Genomic DNA, 18,105 nt, shown 5'->3' with positions numbered 1-18,105 from the left:
ACTAAAACTACAACTTTTACGTTGTTAGCTCAAACCTAAACCTTTTCTGCGTATGATTTAAAGTTACTTAACCTTAAAACCCAAAAATTATGTCTAAATTAAGCATTTATGAAAACAAGTGGACCGATCTTGTTTTCGAGAACAAAAACAAAGAATACGGCGCTTATCAGCTACGTCAGGAGAATTCCAAAAACTCTGTTACAGCTCTCTTTATGGGTTTATTGTTAATAACGGCTTTAGGAAGTGCACCTGTACTTATTAGCAAAATTACGTCTTCAACTGTTGAAGTTGAGCCAGAACCAACAATCTACAAACCTACGGTTATCCCCGTGGATCCTATTGTTGTGCCACCACCGCCAGCTCCGCCTGCACCTATGGTTGAACAGAGTTCAGTACCAAAAACAGATGCGGTACAGCTAACAAATCCTGTAGTAGCGAGAACACAAGAGGCAGTTGAAAATATTGCATCAAATACAGAAAATGTACCTGCTACAGACAATACAACTGGAAATGGACCTGCAATTAATACAATGCCTTCTTCTGGAGGAAATGGAGATGTTGCTTCGGTTGCACCGCCAACAAACGATCCTGTTTCTGTTGCAGTTCTGGATAAGCTTCCAGAATTCCCAGGTGGAATCGCGCAGTTTTACAAGTATGTTGGAAACAATTTCCGCAGACCAGAACTTGATGTAGAAAAAACATTAAGAGTGTATGTATCGTTTGTAGTTGAAAAAGACGGATCGCTTACAGACATTATGGTAAAAAATGATCCTGGTTATGGAGTAGGAAAAGAAGCCATTAGAGTCTTGAAATCATTAAAAACAAAATGGGCTCCAGGAGTTCTAAACGGACAACCAGTTAGAACTGCATACAATCTTCCAATCACAATAAAAACAGAAGTCGAATAATATAAATATTTTGAAAAGTGAAAAAGCAGAACTTAGGTTCTGCTTTTTTGTTACATTTAATTCATCAATCAACCCCTATCTAATTAAAATTCAACTTTAATGCCTTTTACATTTTCGCATCCTGCAATAATTCTTCCGTTAAGATATTTACCAAAATCATGGTTTTCTATAACAGCATTAGTAATCGGAAGCCTTACTCCTGATTTCGAATATTTTCTCCGCATGAAAGTCAAAAGCGATTACAGCCATACTCTAAATGGTATTTTCTGGTTTGATTTACCTTTTGCTCTTTTACTAACTTTTCTCTTTCATAATTTAACTAAAAATCTCTTGTTTCAAAATCTTCCATTTTTTATAAAAAACAGAATTCTAATTTTTAAAGATTTTGACTGGAATGTTTATTTTAAAAGAAATTGGTTTATCGTTTTAATCTCTTTATTGGTTGGAATATTTTCTCATATTTTCTGGGATGCTTTTACACATAAACATGGTTATTTTGTTCATCAGTTTGATACTTTTCAAAACACCTTATCAATATTTGGAGTAGAAATTCCGTTTTGGAAAATAGCTCAGCATTCAAGCACTCTTTTTGGAATTAGTGTTATAATATATGCTTTCTCTAAACTTCCAAAAGTTTCTTATCCCCAAACCGCTATTAATAAACTGTATTGGAGTGCTGTTGTTTTATTTACCGTTACGATTTTATTAATGAGATTTGCATTAGATCCAAAAGCTTTAAATATTGGAAATTTAATTGTCACTTTTATAGCATCCTTCTTAACGGCCATAACAGTTGTTCCGTTAATAATTAAATTTAAATCAAACCAAAAAAATTAACAAAATCGACTACATTTACTCCTTCAAAACGGAAATCATTTTAACTAAATTAAAACAGAATAATGGGAATATTTTCAGCAATTCTTGGCAATGCGGGTTCAGTAAGTCAAGAAGATTTAATTAAAAAATACGGACAGCTTTTGACGGCAAATGAAGAAATCGAAATGGGTTTTAAACTTATTCGCGATACTTTTATTTTCACCAACAAACGATTAATCTTGGTTGATGTACAAGGAATTACAGGAAGTAAAACAGAATACAAATCTATTGGTTATAAAAGCATTACTCGTTTTAGTGTAGAAACAGCTGGAACTTTTGATTTGGATGCCGAATTAAAAATCTGGATTTCAAGCGAACAACATCCGAGTATTGTAAAACAATTTAATAAATCGGTTAATGTTTATGAAGTGCAAAAGATTCTTGCTTTTCATGTATTAGGATAAAAAAATAAACCCGGCATTTTGCCGGGTTATTTTTTATGATTACACACAACTCTTATTTCTTTTTGGTTGTAGTTTTCTTCGTAGTTGTTGCTTTTTTAGTTGTAGTGGCTGCTGGAACTGTATTTACAATCTTTTGTTGCACGTAAGGTTTATACAAACCATCTTTTTCTGCTCTTTTTTTAGCTTCATCTGCTCTTTTCTGTGAATCTGGATGCGAACTCATCATTTGATCAATAAACGAAGCTTGTGACCCTTCGCTCATTTTTGCCAAAATTCTAAAAGCAGATTCTTCAGCATTTACATCGTAACCATTTTTCTTCATGAAATTGTAAGCAAATAAATCTGCCTCAGATTCTTGTTTGCGGCTATATTTACTATCAATAATTGCGCTTCCAATTTTTCCAAGCTGACTATCTGTAACTGTCGCCACTGTAGCAGACTGAGAAGCTGCCCCATCCATTAAAGCTTCTTTTTGATAAGCCGCGCGAATAGCATCTCTCGAATCATTGTTTGCTACGTGTCCGATTTCGTGTCCAATTACAGCAATTAATTCATTGTCATCCATAATATCCATTAAACCCGAATATACACGAACGCTTCCGTCTGCAGTTGCAAAAGCATTTACTTCTTTCAACTTATATACTTTATAATTTAAAGTAAATCCGTCACCAGAAGCATGTTTTCCAAAAACACGATTTAATCTTAAAGCGTAACCGTCAGTTGGTCCAGCAATTTCATGCTCGGCATCTAATGTATCTACCGCTTCTTTAGATAATTTTGCCGCATCAGCATTACTAAAAGTAAAACCCGTAACTCCTTTCTGAACTGCCCCAATTGCTTTATCTCCAAAATTAATCTGTGCAGTCATTTTAGTTAAACCAAATGCTGTAAATAAAAGTCCTACTATTATAAATTTCTTTTTCATATTTTTTTATAATTACAATTTAACAACAAATGTAAATAACAAATATGCTATTTCATTTCACATCAGACTTGTTTTTCAACAATTAAAGGTATAAAATTTTAACTAACTTAATAACAAGATTCTAACTATTATTCAGAATAAGGATCAACAAAAAACCGATAAACTCTTTTAAGATTTTATCGGTTTTTGAGATTTTATAAAACACTACTTCTTCTTGGTTGTTGTTTTTTTTGTAGTTGTTTTAGCACTAGTTGTTACTGGTGGAGTATTTACAATTTTCTGTTGTACATAAGCTTTATACAAACCATCTTTTGTCGCTTTTTTCTTAGCATCGTCTGCTCTTTTACCAGAGTCAGGGTGTGAACTCATCATTTTGGTCATAAAAGAAGCCTCTGCACCTTCACTTAAATTTTGAAGAATTCTAAAAGCTGATTCTACAGCATTTACATCATAACCATTTCTTTTCATAAAATCATACGAAAATGAATCAGCCTCAGATTCCTGCTTTCTGCTGTGTTTGCTATCAATCATTGCACTGCCAATTTGTCCCAATTGAGATTTTGTCATAGTCTCAATTTTTCCTGACTGCGATGATGCGACATCCAATAAAGCTTCTTTTTTATACGCCGCTTTTATCGCATCTCTTGTATCATGATTAACAACGTGTCCAATTTCATGACCAATAACAGCAAGCAATTGATTATCATCCATAATATCCATTAAACCTGCAAACACACGAACACTTCCGTCAGCACACGCAAAAGCATTAATATCCTTTACTAAATATACCTTATAATTTAAGGTAACTCCTTCACTTGTGATGTGCTTCCCAAACAAACGATTTAAACGAATTGAATATCCATCTTTTGAATCGGCAACTGGATTATTTGCATCCAATTCCGCAACAGATTGTTTGGCTAAAGCTGCTGCATCTGCATCACTAAAAGTAAATCCTGAAACACCTTTTCCTAAAGCTCCCATAGTTTTATCTGAAAGTATTTGCGCATTTGTTTTGGTAAAACTCAAAATTGCAAATAAAGTCCCTAATAAAATAATTCTTTTTTTCATGTTTTTAAAACTGTTAAAATAACAACAAAATTAGTACAGCATAATTTTTACAAGATCTCAAGAAGCCAAATTTGTAACAGATTAAGGCTAAACTTTTAAATTCGATAAAAATCAAATCGAACATCTGAATATTAAATACAAGCTAAAAAAACAATCGTTAAATATATTTAAAAGCAACCTATTAACACTTTAACGCAATTATCTTCAATATCCCTCGCAAACATGATGTGTAAAGGAAAAGCAAATAAACATCTCAAAATAAACTACATTCCGTATCTTTGTACTTTGAACATTGATATATGGAAACAGTCACTGAAAATATACAAACCACAAAACCAAAGTGGTTAAAAGTAAAATTACCTATCGGACAAAAATATACTGAGCTTAGAGGTTTAGTTGATAAATATAGTTTAAATACCATTTGTACTTCTGGAAGCTGTCCAAATATGGGCGAATGTTGGGGTGAAGGAACGGCAACTTTTATGATTTTAGGAAATGTCTGTACTCGTTCTTGCGGTTTCTGCGGTGTAAAAACAGGCAGACCAGAAACGGTAGATTGGGATGAGCCTGAAAAAGTAGCTCGTTCTATTAAAATCATGAATATCAAACATGCTGTAATCACTAGCGTTGACAGAGACGATATTAAAGACGGTGGTTCTATCATTTGGATGGAAACCGTGAGAGCCATCAGAAGAATGAACCCTCAAACTACTCTTGAAACTTTGATCCCAGATTTTCAAGGAATTGAAAGAAACCTTGATCGTATCGTTGAAGCAAATCCTGAAGTTGTTTCTCATAACATGGAAACTGTACGACGTTTGACTCGCGAAGTTCGTATTCAAGCTAAATATGACAGAAGTTTAGAAGTACTTCGTTATCTGAAAGAAAAAGGAATCAATAGAACAAAATCTGGAATTATGCTTGGTCTTGGAGAAACTGAAGAAGAAGTTTTCCAGACTATGACAGATTTAAGAAATGCAAATGTTGATGTTGTAACAATTGGACAGTATTTACAGCCAAGTAAAAAACATCTTCCTGTAAAAGAATTCATTACACCTGAACAATTTGCCAGATATGAAAAATTTGGTCTTGATTTAGGTTTCAGACATGTTGAGAGTGGACCTCTTGTTCGTTCTTCCTATAAAGCGCAAAAACATATTTTATAAAAAAGTTTAATCGTTTAATCGTTTAATTGTAAAACCGATTAAACGATTAAACAGTTAAACGAATAAATAAAAAATTGAAAACAAGAATTGCTATTAATGGATTTGGAAGAATTGGAAGAAATTTATTCCGATTACTTTTAAATCACCCCGAAATCGAAGTCGTTGCTATAAATGACATTGCAGACAACAAAACCATGTCGCATTTAATTAAATATGACAGTATTCACGGTGTTTTGAAAGCCGAAGTAAGTCATGACGAAAATAGTATCATTGTAGACGGAAGGCATTTTTTCTTTTTTCATGAAAAAAACATTTCAAACATAGACTGGAAGTCGCATTCGATTGATATTGTGATTGAGTCGACAGGTAAATATAAAACGCATGAAGAATTAAATGCGCATCTGGAAGCTGGAGCAAAAAAAGTAATTCTTTCGGCTCCATCAGAAGTTGACACAATCAAAACGGTAGTTCTTGGTGTAAACGAACATATTTTGGACGGAAACGAAGATATAGTTTCTAATGCAAGCTGTACAACGAATAATGCTGCTCCGATGATCAAAATTATCGAAGAATTGTGCGGAATTGAGCAAGCTTACATTACCACTATACATTCTTTCACGACAGACCAAAGTCTTCATGACCAGCCACATAAGGATTTACGCCGTGCGAGAGGTGCCAGCCAGTCGATTGTTCCAACAACTACAGGTGCAGCTAAGGCATTAACAAAAATTTTTCCTAAATTGCACAATAAAATGGGTGGCTGTGGTATTAGAGTCCCAGTTCCAGACGGTTCATTAACAGACATAACCTTCAATGTAAAACGTGCCGTGAGCATTGAAGAAATAAATAAAGCATTCCAACAAGCCTCAAAGACAAATTTAAAAGGAATATTAGATTACACCGAAGATCCGATTGTTTCGGTTGATGTAATTGGCAATACACATTCTTGTTTATTTGATGCACAGCTAACTTCGGTTATCGATAAAATGGTAAAAGTTGTAGGCTGGTACGATAACGAAATTGGCTATTCATCAAGATTGATCGATTTAATTTTACTGATAAGAAAAAAATAAGATTCATTGTAATAGCGTTGCCATACATGATGAAATACTATCTTTTTATTGTTGTTTGTTTTTTAAACTCATTTTTGTATTCTCAAGCTAAAAAGAATACGGATAGTGTTACCTATTATAACAAGCTGGCTAATTCTAACCTTAACAATAAAAAGTTTGATCAGGCGGTTTATTACACCGAAAAGTCGATTAATTTCTGTGAAGAAAATGGCAAAAAAGAGAATTTGGCCAATCAGACTTTTAAGCTCGGAAAAATCTATTACAACCAGAGAAAATTTGAAGACGCTTTAAAAAACTTCCATAAAACGGTTTCTTTATTCGACACTTTAAAACCAAGCTGCACAAAAGTTTTGGCTTTGCATTATATTGGCGTAACAAATACCGCAAAAGGCGATTACAAAACAGCTAACGTTTATTACACAAAAGCCAAAGATTTACTTAAAAATCTGAACATCAATGACAACGCAGAAATATTAAATTATCAGAAAGCTTTAGCATTTAAAACCAATAACGATCTTAAATCGGCACTAAAGACTTTTAAAGCAATCACTAAAAAACCAGACAACAATGCAATTATAAAAACCAAAGTAGATACCTATTATCAGCTTGGTTTAATTGAAGGGCAACTTAAAAGAAACGATTCGGCAATTATATATTTTAATAAAGCCTTAGATTACAATGACAAAATCAATGATTTTCCGAAGAAATCGAAAATCGTTTTAGCCATAAGCCAATACTACAAACAAAATAAAAACTATGATCTGGCATATTCCTACCTAGACGAGCATTATCAGCTGGAAAATTATATGCTAAAACTAAAAAATGCCAAAATTGATTTGGATGAATTCCAAAAATTCAAAAAAAATCAATCTTTAAGCAACACAATTAAGAAAGAAAGCGAAGAAAAATTTCAACTCAAAACATATCGCTATTCTAAATTGGTTAGTATTTTGGCAATTGCTTTGATTTCGATTTTATCCCTTTTGAGTTTAGCGCTGTACAAAAACAACATCATCAGAAACCAGAACAATTTATTACTTCGAGAAAAAAACAAAGAACTGATTCTGGCCAAAAACAAAGCAGAAAAAGCTTCAAAAGCAAGATCTGAATTTTTGTCTACAGTAAGCCATGAACTCCGGACACCTTTGAATGCAATTAACGGAATTACCCATATTCTACTGGAAGACAAACCGAAGAAAAAACAATTAAAGTACTTAGAATCTTTAAAATTCTCTGGGAATTATTTGACCACTTTTATCAACGAAATCTTAGAGATCAACAAAATTGATTCGACTAAAGTCGAAGTTGAAAATATCAGTTTTAATCTTAAAGAACTGCTTTTTAACATTCAAAGTTCACTAAAAGAATTGGCAACCGCCAATAAGAATTACTTCAATCTAGAAATAGACAAAACCATTCCTGACAATCTAATTGGAGATCCAACTAAATTATCTCAAATTATACTAAACTTAATCAACAATGCTTTAAAATTTACTCAGAACGGCCACGTAAATGTTATCGCAAAACTGTATTCTCAGGAAGAAGAAAATGCAACGGTTTATTTCGAAATTGTCGACACTGGAATCGGAATTCCTGAAGACAAACTTCAATCTGTTTTTGAGAGCTTTTCTCAAGGTTCTATCGAAGTAAACAGAAAATATGGAGGAACAGGTCTTGGTCTTACAATTGTAAAAAAATTAATAGAACTTTTAGGAGGCGAAATAAAATTAAAAAGTGAAGTAGGTAAAGGTTCTACATTTACCTTCAAGTTAAACTTCAAAATCAATAATGAACCATTGGAAGTAATCGAAGAAGTAAAACCTTATAATGACAAACAATTGAAAAACAAATCTATTTTATTGATTGAGGACAACAAGATCAATCAAATGATCACTCGCAAAATGTTGGAAAACAAAAATATCACTTGCGAAATTGTTGACAATGGAGAAGATGCTGTCGAACTTTTAAAAGTTAAACGCTTCGACATGATTCTAATGGATGTTCATCTTCCTGGAATTAACGGAACGACAGCTACCAAATTGATTCGCGAATTTGATAAAGCGACTCCAATTATTGCTTTAACAGCTATTTCGCTTGACGAAAACCGAGATATGCTTCTTTCTTTTGGAATGGATGACGTAATTACCAAACCTTTTGTACCAGACGATTTCTACACTACTATTGCTAAGTTTTTTGATTAACTGAGAAACTAAGTTTCTGAGATGCTAAGATTTTGAGTTTTCTTTTACATACTCTAAAATCGTTGCATCAAAATCTTGCTGATGATTGATGAACGAGCTTTTTATTGGCAAATAATACAATTGATCTACTAACTCTGAGTCTTTCAATCTCACATAATCTTTTTCGGTGGTGATTATTTTCCTTCCGTTTGCTTTATTTCGAATTGAATTTAAATCTGCATCAGAAAAATGATGATGATCTGGAAAAGTCAAGCATTCATCACTTTCATTTTTTAGGTAGTCAAAAAATGGTTTTGGTTTTGCAATTCCAGCTAAAAGAAGTTTTGGTTCTGATTTGATTTCACTAACGGCAATTTTTTCGTTTTTACCATAAATGATCATATCGTAGTCTATAAAAGTAAAAAAGACTTTCTGACTGCCTTTCAACTTCAATTTTAATCTAATCTCAGTTTGTTCTTCTTCTGTTAAAATTTTAGGACATTTTGTAACAACTACTATACTAGCCCTTTCTGCTCCGCTCCTGCTTTCACGCAAATTCCCCGTTGGCAGCATAAAATCGTCTGCATATAAATCACCATAAGAAGTCAGTAAAATATAAAAACCAGCTTTTACTTTTCTATGCTGATAGGCATCATCCAACAGAACAATTTCTGGCTGTTCGTTTTGAGAAAGTAATTGCTGAATTCCGTTTGTACGATTGGCATCAACAGCAACCATTATATTTTGAAATTTTTGATAAAACTGAAAAGGTTCATCTCCCAAAATTTCGGCATTCGAATTTTCATTAGCCAAAACAAAACCTTCTGACTTTCTTTTATAACCGCGGCTTAAAGTGGCAATTTTATATTTATCAGATAATAAACGAATCAAATATTCTATTTGAGGTGTTTTACCAGTACCGCCAACGCTAAGATTTCCAACCGCAATTACTGGAATATCAAACGAAGTGGATTTTAGAATCCCTTTATCAAAAAGAAAATTACGGATCGAAGTAATGAATCCGTATAAAATGGCGAAAGGGAAAAGTATTTTTCGAAGTAAGTTCATAGAATTATTTATCTGAATAATGTCCCATTGCTGAAACTATAATAACGGTTACGATATCTTCTTCTACCCGATAAATCATTCTATCTTTTTGATTAATTCTTCTAGACCAATATCCATTAAGACTATACTTCAATTCCTCTGGTTGTCCTTCTCCAAAAAAAGGGGTTTCAGTTAGTTCCAAAAGTATTTTTTCGATCTTTTTTATGGTAGCTTTATTTCCTGATTTATAGTGACTTTTCAAATCTTTACGAGCAATATCGTCAAATTCTACAAAATACTTCCCCATATATCATCTGGATTTAATCTTGTCGTTTTTCCTTGTTTAATATTCTCTTCTGCTTTTTTAACTTTTTCAATAAATTCTGCACTATAAATACTTGGCTCCTCATTAACCTGTCCATAACTATCCGTTTCTACAATTTCAATACCATCAAGACCTTTAAAGAAAGCTTCAAACATTTCCATAAATGCTTTTCCTGTCTTCGTGCGTTCGTTAATTTTTATAGTTGTCATAACTTATAAATTTTATATTACAAATGTACTAAATTTGTACTTTTAGTATCAACTATTATTACCATTAGTATAAATAGTTGTTACCAACAAAAATTTGGAAAAAACTGAAAATGAAAATCAAAAATATTATATCGGCTCTTGAAGAAATGGCTCCTTTGGCTTATGCCGAAGATTTTGACAATGTTGGACTTTTAGTTGGAGATTCTGAAACCGAATCTACGGGAGTTTTAGTCTGTCATGATGCCTTAGAAAGTGTTATTGACGAAGCTGTTGCTAAAAACTGTAATCTAGTCGTTTGTTTTCACCCGATATTATTTTCTGGAATTAAAAAAATTACAGGCAAAAATTATGTAGAACGCGCTATTTTAAAAGCCATCAAAAACGATATTGCTATTTATGCCGTTCATACCGCACTTGACAATCATTCGCAAGGCGTAAATAAAATTTTCTGCGATGCATTAGGATTGACAAATACTAAGGTTTTGATTCCGAAACAAAATTTCATTCAAAAATTAGTCACTTTCACTGTTCCAGATAATGCAGATAAAGTTCGAAATGCCATGTTTGAAGCTGGAGCTGGAACAATTGGAAACTATGACAATTGCAGTTTCAACACGCAAGGTTTTTTTACTTTTCAAGGAAATGAAGACAGCAATCCTGTAATTGGAGAAAAAGGAAAACTGCATACAGGAGAAGAAATTAAAATTGAAGTGGTTTTTGAAAAACATCTTCAGTCCAGAATTTTAAAAGCACTTTTTGCGAATCATATTTACGAAGAAGTCGCTTATGAGATCTACGATTTAAAGAATGCTCACCAAAATATTGGTTTAGGAATGATTGGTGAGTTTGAAACTGAAATGGATGAAAAAGATTTCCTTGTTTCTGTAAAAGAAAAAATGATTGCCGACGGAATTCGTCATTCTGCTTTTTTAGGTAAAAAAATAAAAAAAGTTGCTGTTTTGGGAGGATCTGGAAGTTTTGCCATAAAAAATGCAATTCAGGCTGGAGCCGACGCTTTTTTGACTGCCGATTTGAAGTATCACCAGTTTTATGAAGCTGAAAACAAGCTACTTTTGGCAGATATTGGTCATTTTGAGAGCGAACGCTATACAAAAAATTATATTGTTGATTATCTTCGAAAAAAAATTCTTAATTTTGCAATCATTTTATCGGAAGAAAATACAAATCCAGTTAAGTACTTATAGAATATGACGAATACGAAAGAATTAAGTGTTGAGGACAAGTTAAGAGCAATATACGATTTACAGCTTATTGACTCTAGAATTGACGAAATCAGAAACGTTAGAGGAGAACTTCCTTTAGAGGTTGAAGATTTAGAAGATGAAGTTGCAGGTTTGAGCACTCGTTCAGAAAAACTGAAAGGTGAACTTGAAGTGATTGAGGAGCAAATCAAAGCAAAGAAAATTGCTATTGAGGAGCATAAAGAGGTTATCAAGAAGTACACTAAACAACAAGAATCAGTACGTAACAACAGAGAATTTAATTCTTTGACAAAAGAAGTTGAATTTCAAGAATTAGAAATTCAATTGGCTGAAAAGCAAATCAAAGAAATGAAAGCTTCTATCGAGCACAAAAAAGAAGTTATTTCTAATTTAAAAGAAAAACTTGATGCTAAAAGCTCTCATTTAAAACATAAAAAATCTGAGTTAGATGCTATCATGGCTGAAACTCAGAAAGAAGAAACTTTCTTGACTGAGAAATCTGCTGAATTTGCTTCACAAATCGAAGACAGATTATTAGCAGCTTACAACAGAATCAGAAGCAGTGTTCGTAACGGATTAGCTGTAGTTTCTATCGAAAGAGGAGCTTCTGCTGGATCTTTCTTTACAATTCCGCCACAAACTCAGGTTGAAATTGCTTCAAGAAAGAAAATCATTACTGATGAGCACTCTGGAAGAATTTTAGTTGATACTCAATTAGCTGAAGAAGAAAAAGAAAAAATGGAACAATTGTTCGCAAAATTCTAATATCAAGTCCCGATTAAATCGGGACTTTTTTTTTACTTATTTTTTTTGCCACAGATTAAAAGGATTAACGCAGATTAAATTATTCTTATGCTGAATAAAATCTTTTTTTAATCCTTTTAATCTGTGGCAAAACATTTTTTACCTTTAGAAAAAAAAATTAAGTTTTGGGAATTAAAAAAGGCATTCGTTTTATTACATTAAAATCAGTTGGATCTTATATTAATTTTTTGAGCTATGTGCGTCCGCAAAAAGCTGTTGAACTTTCTTATGCGCTTTTCAGCCAACCGCGAATTGGCCGATTGAAAAAAGAAGAACTTCCGAAAGTTTTGCGACATACAGAAACAGAAACGTTTCATCATAACGAACATCATTTTCAAACCTACATCTGGAAAGGAAATGAAACCAAAATTTTATTGGTTCACGGTTGGGAAAGCAATGCTGCGCGATGGAAAAAAACATTACCTCACCTTCAAAAATCCGGAAGCACTATTATTGCCATCGATGCTCCAGCTCATGGACAAAGCAGCGGAAAAGAATTTAATGTGCCGCTTTATGCTGAGTTTATCAATAAAGCAGTAGAAAAATACCAGCCAGAAATTATTATCGGACATTCGATTGGAGGCGCAGCTTGCGTTTACCATCAATATTTATTCCCGAATACCAGCATCAACAAAATGGTAATTTTAGGAGCTCCTTCAGAGTTAAAAACTTTAATAGACAATTACGTTTCAATGCTGAGCCTAAATACCAAAATGTTTTCTCTTTTAGAAAGTAAATTCTTGGACCGCTTCAATTTTAAATTGGAAGATTTTTCGGGACAGAAATTTGCCTCCCAATTTACTATTCCTGGATTTATTGCTCATGATACTTCAGATAAAATTGTGGCTTTCGCCGAAGGGCAAAAAATAGCAAGCAATTGGAAAAATAGTCAGTTTATTGAAACTTCTGGTTTAGGCCACGGAATGCATGATGATGAATTGTATGATAAAGTGATTGAGTTTCTTTTTTCGCCTGAAGGTTCTGAGCCACTAAGTCGCTAAGGCACTAAGTTTTTCCCTTAAAAAAAGGCAGTATTGTCATTTCGACGAAGGAGACTCGAGCGATAGCGAACAGGCGAAGCAAATCTTCGCAAGTAACTCCGTAACGAAAACCCAATCTTTGTCGAGCTTCTCACGAAGATTTCTCCTTCGTCGAAATGACAAGATTGCGTGAAATCTATTAATCTAAAATCTGCAATCTAAAATTTTTAAACAACAATCTTAAAATACTTCAGCAATTCCTTCTCTCCTTTTCCAGTAACAGTAATAGCTCTCGAATTTTCAGTTTTTCTGAGCCAGTCTTCTTTCAACATTTTATTAAAAAGCAATGTTCCAATTGAACCGGCAATATGATTTCTACGTTCACTCCAATCTAAGCACGGTTTTAAGAAAATTCGTTTTTGTTTTTGTGCTTCTTCCAAATTAATTCCAAAATCTGAAAACCACTTTTTCCCATCTGAACTTATTTCAAAAGTGTTATTTTGATTGACAATTATTTTTTGTTCCAATAAACTATCCGTTAAAGCCACGCCAATCTTTCCCGCTAGATGATCATAGCAAGTTCTGCAGAATTTTATTGGAGGATAAGTTTCTGCTTTACCTTTCGAAGCAACTTCAGGTTTCGGAACTAAACTTGCCATTGCTTCAAGCGCGTATGCGACTTCTTTATTTGAAAATCGGTAATATTTATGACGTCCTTGTTTTTCTACACAAAGCAAATCGGCATCGAGAAGCTTCCCTAAATGCATACTAATATTTTGCGGAGATGTGTTGACGCTTACTGCCAGTTCTGTAGCTGTAAAAGCTCTTCCGTCCATTAAAGTCCACAAAATTGAAGCGCGCGTAGGATCGCCAATTAAGGATGCTGTTTTTATAAATTGATCTTCCATTTAGATGTTCACAGTTAAGTGCAGAATGAACTATTGCCTTGTAAAGTTAAATAACTTTGCTAAAAACATTCCACATGAAGTCAACTTTATTCCTTCAATCTGACAGCAGCGATCCTTATTTGATCTATAAAAACATGTTGCAAAACAATCCCGTTTATTGGGATGAAACCAATAAAATATGGGCAATATATTCTTATGAAGATTGTGTTTCTATTTTGAAAAATCCTAAAGCTGAGATTCCGGCTGTAAATCCAGACAACAAACAAAAACTGAACAAAAAGGCATTAGAAATTTTAAATAATCTGACACGATTATCAAACGGGATACAGCATGAAATTTCAAAAGAAATCGCAATGTTGCTGTTTTCAAAAATGAAATCTGTAGATATCAATTCAATTATTTCCCAATTAATAAAAAGCAATTTAGCTGAAAATAAAATAGATTGGGTAAATTCGGTTTGCAAGAAACTGCCAGTTCTAGTTGTTTTACAAAGTTTTAATTTTGAAGAAAAGGATTGTGAGTTTATTGCAAACCAAATAGAATCTATGGTTAAAATAATGCTTCCGCAGAAAACAGAAGAACAAGTAAAATCTATAAATGAAGTTTCAGCAACAATATTTTCAATCGTAGAAAAACAGCTTTTTCAATTAAACTTTTATGAATCTTTATCAGCCAAAATTTCGGAATCAAATTCTCTTTCGCTTGACGAAATTAAAACAATAAGCATTAGCAATTTAATTGGATTGTTTATTCAGAGTTTTGATGCGGGAAGAGGAATTTTGAGCAATTCTCTCTTGCAGATTCTGAATAATAAAACTTTTTCTAGTAAAACAGAAATTGAAAAATCGGTAATAGAAACTTTACGCTTTGACCCGCCCATTCACAATACAAGACGAGTTGCGACGGAAGATTTTTACATCGGCAAAAGCCTAATTAAAAAAAATGATCCTATTTTAGTTGTGCTTGCGTCGGCAAATCGAGATTGGAAGAAGTTTGAAAATGAATCAAAATTTGACATTGAAAGAAATAATAATGCTGAAAATCTAACTTTCGGAATTGGCGGTCATATGTGTCTGGCTAAACATTTCTCTATTCATTTAACTACCGAAGCTTTATGTTTTTTATTTAATCAATTCAATACCGTTACCATTCTAGAAAATAATATTCAATACGAACCCATGATAAATGCCAGATTACCGAAGAATATCTGGATTTCATTACAATAAAAAAAATAAAAATATGATAGCTGTAATTTTTGAAGTAATTCCTAACGAAGGAAAAAAAGAAGAATATCTGGACATCGCTGCAAGTCTGCGTCCAGAATTAGACCATATTGAAGGATTCATTTCTATAGAACGATTTCAAAGTTTTACCGATCCTTCAAAAGTGTTGTCTTTATCATTTTGGAAAGATGAAGAAAGTATTCAGCAATGGAGAAATCTGGAAATGCATCGTCACGCGCAGGCAAAAGGTCGAAATGAAGTTTTTAAAGATTATCATTTACGAATTGCGACTGTGGTTCGTGATTACGGAATGTTTGATCGAAAAGAAACGCCGAGTGATAGTTCGGTTTTTCATGATTCGTAGAAAAGGTGCTAAGATTCTAAGCTACTAAGGTTCTAAGTTTTTTCTCAAAAATCTAAAATCTAAAGTCTAAATTCTAAAATTCTAAGATATCTAAACTTTTGCCTACTTTTGCAGTATGGAAGAAAATTTGAAACGTCTCAATAAATTTATAGGAGAAACTGGTTATTGTTCTCGTCGTGAAGCCGATAAATTAATCGAAGAAGGACGCGTTACAATAAATGGCGCTGTGGCTGAAATGGGAACTAAAGTTTCGCCAGATGATGAAGTACGTATAGACGGAAAATTAATCGTTGAAAAAAACGAGAAACTGGTTTATCTGGCTTTCAACAAACCAGTTGGCATTGAATGCACTACCAACTTAGAAGTTAAAAATAACATTGTTGATTATATTAATTATCCAAAACGTATTTTCCCAATTGGAAGATTGGATAAAGCCAGTGAAGGATTAATTTTTATGACCAATGATGGTGATATCGTAAACAAGATTCTTCGTGCCAGAAACAATCACGAAAAAGAATATACCGTTACCGTTGACAGACCCATTACAGATCGTTTTATTCAGAGAATGGGAAATGGTGTTCCGATTTTGGATACGGTTACCAAAAAATGTAAAGTAGAGCAAATCAGCAAATACACTTTTAAGATCATTTTAACGCAAGGATTAAACCGTCAGATTAGAAGAATGTCTGAATACTTGGGGTATGAAGTTACGGCGTTAAAACGTATTAGAATCATCAATATTTCTTTGGATGTTCCTGTTGGAAGATATAGAGATTTAACCGATGATGAAATAAAAGAATTGAATCAGTTGATTGAGCCTTCTAGCAAAACCGAAGAAGCGAGTCTTCCTAAAGTTGAAACTTCGAATTCAAGTGCAACTCCAACTAGAAGAAAAAATTATATCTCCAAACACGATCCTCGATTTAAAAAAAGAGGAGATAATAAATAAAACAGAAATCCCATTCAAGTAACTGAATGGGATTTTTCATTTTGTTCTATTTCTTTTCTTTATTCAAAAAATCATAATATAATGCTTTAGATAAAAAGCTAGCATCTTGATAATTCCAGATCATTTCTTCTCTGACCGATTCTGCATATTTTCCGTCTAAATTGTTCTTTTTGAAATATTCTCGTCGAGCTTCATCATTAAAATTTAACCCGCTAAGGAAAATTGGCTCTACGCCTTTGTTTACAGAAATATTGTAATTCGTAATTAAACCGCCCCAGTTTATATAACTGCATAAAAGAATCGTTCCGTAGAAATACCAAAGCATTTGATTGAAAAGAAAAGCATTTGTTTTCTGTTTGCTGATTTTCTGAAATGAAACTACTAATCCGATAATGGCTAAAATTAGAAAAGCATACACGCCTAACCTTTTATAAGTAAGACCATAAAAAGAAACATACTCTGAGTTTTTAATAATCGCGCTTATAATTAAAATCACGTTTAGCCCTAGCCAAACTTTAGCCAGCGTTTTTAAAGAAGATGCTTTTTCATCAAAATTAAAACCTCCTTTAAAATAAAATAAGATTACCCCTACTGCCATTAAGATTGAAAAAATTACGGCGTTTACGCGTTCGTGCGTATCAGAACTTAGATTTGTTTTTTCAACTACTTCAAAAAACTGTTCGTAATTGTAAGTTGCGATAAAAACTAGCAACATGATATTTAAAAGAAACAAAGTAATTACGCCACTTTTTCTTTCGAAATCAAGATCTAAAAATGAAAAAGTACTTTGATTTTTTATTTCAGAAATATTACTGAAATCATTACTTAATTTCGGATTGTATTCGTAACAAACATCAGGAACCCAGTAATTCCAAAAGCTGAACGAAATATAGAATCCTAAAATGCACATTGCAATTAATTGCGGAAGATTAATATCTAATTCATAATCTGTAAATAATGAAGAGAAATGATCGCTTCCGAAAGAATACACGATAAAAAACAATCCGAGAAAAATAATTGGAATAAGAACAAAGGCAATTAATTTTTTAGCAAAATCATTGTGGATTTTGCGTTCTGGAAGCCATTGTTTAAAAATGAATATTCTGCCAATAGAAGTAAATCCGTTTAAGACTATTAGAGGGAAAACCTGAATCATTTTAAGTTCTCCATCTTGTGTTTTAAATTGTAAAAATAAAATTGATAAAGCTAAAGCAAAAAATGATGCTGCATCTCCGTACCATGCAAAGGCGAAACAAGACAAGATCGACGTCATTACAAGAACTAAATGCGATCTGTCTACAAGCTTCTCCTGAAAGAAGTAACTAATTAATAGAGTGAGTGCTACTCCAAAAATAGAAAGATTAATACCAACAGATTCGTTGTAAAAAAGCAGTATAAAAACCGCTGTACAGGCTACGATAATTTGATGTTTTTTCATTTTTAATAGGTTTTAATTTTAGTTAATTTATTTTT

The 18,105-nt window shown here is 32.9% G+C and carries 19 protein-coding genes; 12 read left to right on the top strand and 7 right to left on the bottom strand.

Features of this window, described 5'->3' with window-relative positions:
* Positions 1-89: 89 nt before the first annotated feature.
* The 3 genes from SOM12_RS08780 to SOM12_RS08770 all read left to right on the top strand — a co-directional run bounded on the left by SOM12_RS08780 (position 90) and on the right by SOM12_RS08770 (position 2,188).
* The gene (locus tag SOM12_RS08780; protein ID WP_320493100.1) at positions 90-908 is read left to right on the top strand and encodes an energy transducer TonB; all 819 of its coding nucleotides are present in this window, start codon (positions 90-92) and stop codon (positions 906-908) included.
* Positions 909-1,007: 99 nt separating this feature from the next.
* Entirely contained in the window at positions 1,008-1,745 is a 738-nt protein-coding gene (locus SOM12_RS08775; RefSeq protein WP_320493099.1) for a DUF4184 family protein, read from the top strand.
* Positions 1,746-1,807: 62 nt separating this feature from the next.
* Positions 1,808-2,188: a PH domain-containing protein gene (locus SOM12_RS08770; protein ID WP_095929421.1), complete on the top strand. Its 381-nt coding sequence runs from the start codon at positions 1,808-1,810 to the stop codon at positions 2,186-2,188.
* Between the two features lie 52 nt (positions 2,189-2,240).
* On the opposite strand, the gene SOM12_RS08765 is transcribed toward SOM12_RS08770, so the two are convergent.
* The gene (locus SOM12_RS08765) at positions 2,241-3,113 is read right to left on the bottom strand and encodes a M48 family metalloprotease (RefSeq protein ID WP_320493098.1); all 873 of its coding nucleotides are present in this window, start codon (positions 3,111-3,113) and stop codon (positions 2,241-2,243) included.
* Between the two features lie 204 nt (positions 3,114-3,317).
* Complete coding sequence (locus SOM12_RS08760) at positions 3,318-4,181, bottom strand: M48 family metalloprotease (protein ID WP_320493096.1); 864 nt, start codon at positions 4,179-4,181, stop codon at positions 3,318-3,320.
* Between the two features lie 299 nt (positions 4,182-4,480).
* Here SOM12_RS08760 and lipA point away from each other — a divergent pair, with 299 nt between their 5' ends.
* The 3 genes from lipA (at position 4,481) to SOM12_RS08745 (ending at position 8,621) form a co-directional block, all read left to right on the top strand.
* A complete protein-coding gene (gene lipA / locus SOM12_RS08755; RefSeq protein ID WP_095929418.1) occupies positions 4,481-5,347 on the top strand; it encodes a lipoyl synthase in 867 nt (288 codons plus the stop codon).
* A 74-nt stretch (positions 5,348-5,421) separates the two neighbouring features.
* Positions 5,422-6,420, top strand: a complete 999-nt coding sequence (gap, locus tag SOM12_RS08750; RefSeq protein ID WP_320493095.1) for a type I glyceraldehyde-3-phosphate dehydrogenase — start codon at positions 5,422-5,424, stop codon at positions 6,418-6,420.
* 29 nt (positions 6,421-6,449) lie between these two features.
* Positions 6,450-8,621 carry a tetratricopeptide repeat-containing hybrid sensor histidine kinase/response regulator gene (locus tag SOM12_RS08745; RefSeq protein WP_320493315.1) on the top strand — a complete coding sequence of 724 codons (2,172 nt, stop codon included), beginning with the start codon at positions 6,450-6,452 and terminating at the stop codon, positions 8,619-8,621.
* Between the two features lie 24 nt (positions 8,622-8,645).
* Here the strand turns inward: SOM12_RS08745 and lpxK are convergent, their stop codons facing one another.
* Genes lpxK through SOM12_RS08730 form a run of 3 tightly spaced genes read right to left on the bottom strand, consistent with a single transcriptional unit; the run spans position 8,646 to position 10,181 of the window.
* On the bottom strand, positions 8,646-9,668 hold the full coding sequence (gene lpxK, locus SOM12_RS08740) for a tetraacyldisaccharide 4'-kinase (protein ID WP_095929415.1): 1,023 nt from the start codon (positions 9,666-9,668) through the stop codon (positions 8,646-8,648).
* Positions 9,669-9,672: 4 nt separating this feature from the next.
* Positions 9,673-9,954 carry a Txe/YoeB family addiction module toxin gene (locus tag SOM12_RS08735; protein ID WP_095929414.1) on the bottom strand — a complete coding sequence of 94 codons (282 nt, stop codon included), beginning with the start codon at positions 9,952-9,954 and terminating at the stop codon, positions 9,673-9,675.
* A complete protein-coding gene (locus SOM12_RS08730; protein WP_095929413.1) occupies positions 9,936-10,181 on the bottom strand; it encodes a DUF2683 family protein in 246 nt (81 codons plus the stop codon). The genes SOM12_RS08735 and SOM12_RS08730 overlap by 19 nt, the downstream gene beginning before the upstream one ends.
* A gap of 110 nt (positions 10,182-10,291) precedes the next feature.
* Here SOM12_RS08730 and SOM12_RS08725 point away from each other — a divergent pair, with 110 nt between their 5' ends.
* The 3 genes from SOM12_RS08725 to SOM12_RS08715 all read left to right on the top strand — a co-directional run bounded on the left by SOM12_RS08725 (position 10,292) and on the right by SOM12_RS08715 (position 13,209).
* Positions 10,292-11,386 carry a Nif3-like dinuclear metal center hexameric protein gene (locus SOM12_RS08725; protein ID WP_095929562.1) on the top strand — a complete coding sequence of 365 codons (1,095 nt, stop codon included), beginning with the start codon at positions 10,292-10,294 and terminating at the stop codon, positions 11,384-11,386.
* Between the two features lie 3 nt (positions 11,387-11,389).
* Complete coding sequence (locus SOM12_RS08720; protein ID WP_095929412.1) at positions 11,390-12,169, top strand: zinc ribbon domain-containing protein; 780 nt, start codon at positions 11,390-11,392, stop codon at positions 12,167-12,169.
* A 164-nt stretch (positions 12,170-12,333) separates the two neighbouring features.
* Positions 12,334-13,209: an alpha/beta fold hydrolase gene (locus tag SOM12_RS08715; RefSeq protein ID WP_320493094.1), complete on the top strand. Its 876-nt coding sequence runs from the start codon at positions 12,334-12,336 to the stop codon at positions 13,207-13,209.
* 206 nt (positions 13,210-13,415) lie between these two features.
* On the opposite strand, the gene SOM12_RS08710 is transcribed toward SOM12_RS08715, so the two are convergent.
* Entirely contained in the window at positions 13,416-14,096 is a 681-nt protein-coding gene (locus SOM12_RS08710; RefSeq protein ID WP_095929410.1) for an ArsR/SmtB family transcription factor, read from the bottom strand.
* Positions 14,097-14,170: 74 nt separating this feature from the next.
* On the opposite strand from SOM12_RS08710, the gene SOM12_RS08705 reads away from it, so the two are divergent.
* The 3 genes from SOM12_RS08705 to rluF all read left to right on the top strand — a co-directional run bounded on the left by SOM12_RS08705 (position 14,171) and on the right by rluF (position 16,632).
* Complete coding sequence (locus SOM12_RS08705) at positions 14,171-15,322, top strand: cytochrome P450 (RefSeq protein ID WP_320493093.1); 1,152 nt, start codon at positions 14,171-14,173, stop codon at positions 15,320-15,322.
* A gap of 13 nt (positions 15,323-15,335) precedes the next feature.
* A complete protein-coding gene (locus tag SOM12_RS08700; RefSeq protein ID WP_250837347.1) occupies positions 15,336-15,683 on the top strand; it encodes an antibiotic biosynthesis monooxygenase family protein in 348 nt (115 codons plus the stop codon).
* Between the two features lie 115 nt (positions 15,684-15,798).
* Positions 15,799-16,632 carry a 23S rRNA pseudouridine(2604) synthase RluF gene (gene rluF, locus SOM12_RS08695; protein ID WP_320493092.1) on the top strand — a complete coding sequence of 278 codons (834 nt, stop codon included), beginning with the start codon at positions 15,799-15,801 and terminating at the stop codon, positions 16,630-16,632.
* A 46-nt stretch (positions 16,633-16,678) separates the two neighbouring features.
* On the opposite strand, the gene SOM12_RS08690 is transcribed toward rluF, so the two are convergent.
* A complete protein-coding gene (locus SOM12_RS08690) occupies positions 16,679-18,070 on the bottom strand; it encodes a DUF4173 domain-containing protein (protein ID WP_320493091.1) in 1,392 nt (463 codons plus the stop codon).
* Positions 18,071-18,105 lie beyond the last annotated feature (35 nt).

Source organism: Flavobacterium sp. CFBP9031, assembly GCF_034044945.1.
In the GTDB taxonomy this organism is placed as follows: domain Bacteria; phylum Bacteroidota; class Bacteroidia; order Flavobacteriales; family Flavobacteriaceae; genus Flavobacterium.
This window is presented reverse-complemented; position numbering and strand designations above follow the sequence as displayed.

Coding starts and splice junctions, on each gene's coding strand:
- SOM12_RS08745 (WP_320493315.1), top strand. CDS start 6,450: ATGAAATACTATCTTTTTATTGTTGTTTGTTTTTTAAACTCATTTTTG.
- SOM12_RS08720 (WP_095929412.1), top strand. CDS start 11,390: ATGACGAATACGAAAGAATTAAGTGTTGAGGACAAGTTAAGAGCAATA.
- SOM12_RS08725 (WP_095929562.1), top strand. CDS start 10,292: ATGAAAATCAAAAATATTATATCGGCTCTTGAAGAAATGGCTCCTTTG.
- rluF (WP_320493092.1), top strand. CDS start 15,799: ATGGAAGAAAATTTGAAACGTCTCAATAAATTTATAGGAGAAACTGGT.
- SOM12_RS08700 (WP_250837347.1), top strand. CDS start 15,336: ATGATAGCTGTAATTTTTGAAGTAATTCCTAACGAAGGAAAAAAAGAA.
- SOM12_RS08735 (WP_095929414.1), bottom strand. CDS start 9,954: ATGGGGAAGTATTTTGTAGAATTTGACGATATTGCTCGTAAAGATTTG.
- SOM12_RS08730 (WP_095929413.1), bottom strand. CDS start 10,181: ATGACAACTATAAAAATTAACGAACGCACGAAGACAGGAAAAGCATTT.
- SOM12_RS08710 (WP_095929410.1), bottom strand. CDS start 14,096: ATGGAAGATCAATTTATAAAAACAGCATCCTTAATTGGCGATCCTACG.
- lpxK (WP_095929415.1), bottom strand. CDS start 9,668: ATGAACTTACTTCGAAAAATACTTTTCCCTTTCGCCATTTTATACGGA.
- SOM12_RS08705 (WP_320493093.1), top strand. CDS start 14,171: ATGAAGTCAACTTTATTCCTTCAATCTGACAGCAGCGATCCTTATTTG.
- SOM12_RS08780 (WP_320493100.1), top strand. CDS start 90: ATGTCTAAATTAAGCATTTATGAAAACAAGTGGACCGATCTTGTTTTC.
- lipA (WP_095929418.1), top strand. CDS start 4,481: ATGGAAACAGTCACTGAAAATATACAAACCACAAAACCAAAGTGGTTA.
- SOM12_RS08765 (WP_320493098.1), bottom strand. CDS start 3,113: ATGAAAAAGAAATTTATAATAGTAGGACTTTTATTTACAGCATTTGGT.
- SOM12_RS08760 (WP_320493096.1), bottom strand. CDS start 4,181: ATGAAAAAAAGAATTATTTTATTAGGGACTTTATTTGCAATTTTGAGT.
- SOM12_RS08770 (WP_095929421.1), top strand. CDS start 1,808: ATGGGAATATTTTCAGCAATTCTTGGCAATGCGGGTTCAGTAAGTCAA.
- SOM12_RS08690 (WP_320493091.1), bottom strand. CDS start 18,070: ATGAAAAAACATCAAATTATCGTAGCCTGTACAGCGGTTTTTATACTG.
- SOM12_RS08775 (WP_320493099.1), top strand. CDS start 1,008: ATGCCTTTTACATTTTCGCATCCTGCAATAATTCTTCCGTTAAGATAT.